Here is a 1513-nt window from a genome sequence, read left to right as displayed (position 1 = left end):
TGTTTGTGTCAAGCTCGGGCTTTCAATTGAGGCAGCGGTTCTTTTCACACGTGGCAAGGAAAGGTTTCAGGTTTGGCAAAGGCGTGCCTCTTTCTCTCTTTGGCTTTGCCTCTTAGCCCCTTCGGGCCATAGGCGAGGCCTCCATCCTCTTCGTCGGCCCCTCGAACACGACCAGGTGGCCGTAGTGGACGATTCGGTCGATCATGGCAGCCGCCATCTGGTCGTCGGTCAGGATCTTTCCCCACCTGCTGAACTCAAGATTCGTGGTCACGATAAGGCTTCTCCTCTCGTAGCACTTGTTCACCACCTGGTACAGGAGCTTGGCGCCATCTTGGTTTATGGGAAGGTACCCAAGCTCGTCCAGTATCACCAGATCGGCCCTCTCGACCTCTTTGAACACCTTCTCCAAGGTTCCCTCGGCTTCGGCCTTGGTCATCCTCACGACGAGGTCTGCGATCGTCGTGAACATCACCGTCATCCCCATGGCGCAGGCTGCGGTTCCGCACGCTATGGCCATGTGGGTCTTGCCGTTCCCCACGCCGCCGTACAGGACGAGGTTCTGCTTGTCTGCAATGAACCTGCAGCTCTCGATGCCCCCGCGTCCGATCTCCTCCGGCACCTTTACCCTCGACCAGTCGTACCCTTCGAAGGTCTTGGGGACCGGGAACTTGGCCCGTTTCAGCAGCCGCCCCCTCCTGCTCTCCTCTCTCCAGGAGAGCTCCTCCTCGAACATGCCTGCCAAGAACCTGAGCTCTGCGGCCGTCGACTCCGACGCGTACTTCTCCGCAGTGTGGTTGGATAGCATCACGGCCCTGAACCCTCTTCTCACCGCGCTCTCCAGGTCGCCTCGCGCGCTCATGCGGCGTCACCTCCGAGCATCCTGTCGTAGACAGTGAGATCCGGGCCGACGTCGGGCTCCGTCCCAAGGCCGAACCCGCCCATCCTCGCGAGCATCATCTCCACGTCGGAGGGCCTGGCTCTCCCCGTTGAGGCCAGCACCTCGGAGATAGCGGCGCCGACGTCCTCGACCGAGCTCTCCCTGCACCACCTGCGCATGCACACGATCAGGTCCTTTCTGGCAGCCGACTCCAGCGCGTCCACATGGGCCCTCACGTCTGCGGGCATGGCGGCCCTGACCGCCGAGTTGCGCCATGCGCCGGGCTTCCTCACCAGCAACGCCAGCTGGGACACGGCCTCCGGCCCGTTCTTCGCGGCCCCGAACCTCCTCGCGTGCTCCGCCACGATCTCGCCCGCGGCGTCCGCGAACGCGACGGTGTGGGCGCCGTACACGGCGGTGACGGTGCCGGAAGCCTGCCTGTGGCCCACATGGTAGCGGTGGCCGCCGTCGACGGTGGCGTCGCCGCGCTTGTCCACCGACACGCCGGTGACGAATCGCATGCAGCTGAAGGGCTTGGCGGGCAGGGGCGGCATCGCCGACCTGTCCCTCTCGAACAGCTCCGACCATGTCAGCCCCTTCTCGTAGTGGCGGTTCGAACCCGAGCCCGAGCAGCGG

General features: G+C 64.1%; 2 protein-coding genes. Both read right to left on the bottom strand.

Translation table 11 applies throughout. The annotated features are described in order from the left end of the window. Positions 1 to 112 precede the first annotated feature (112 nt). The gene (istB, locus tag ACTQXI_RS08850; protein WP_304202432.1) at positions 113 to 859 is read right to left on the bottom strand and encodes an IS21-like element helper ATPase IstB; all 747 of its coding nucleotides are present in this window, start codon (positions 857 to 859) and stop codon (positions 113 to 115) included. Further along, on the bottom strand, positions 856 to 1513 hold a 658-nt coding region (locus ACTQXI_RS08845), incomplete at its 5' end, for a hypothetical protein (protein WP_441548532.1). The genes istB and ACTQXI_RS08845, both read right to left, overlap by 4 nt.

It is taken from the genome of Collinsella sp. LCP19S3_C9, from assembly GCF_052121575.1.
Taxonomy (GTDB): domain Bacteria; phylum Actinomycetota; class Coriobacteriia; order Coriobacteriales; family Coriobacteriaceae; genus Collinsella.
This window is presented reverse-complemented; position numbering and strand designations above follow the sequence as displayed.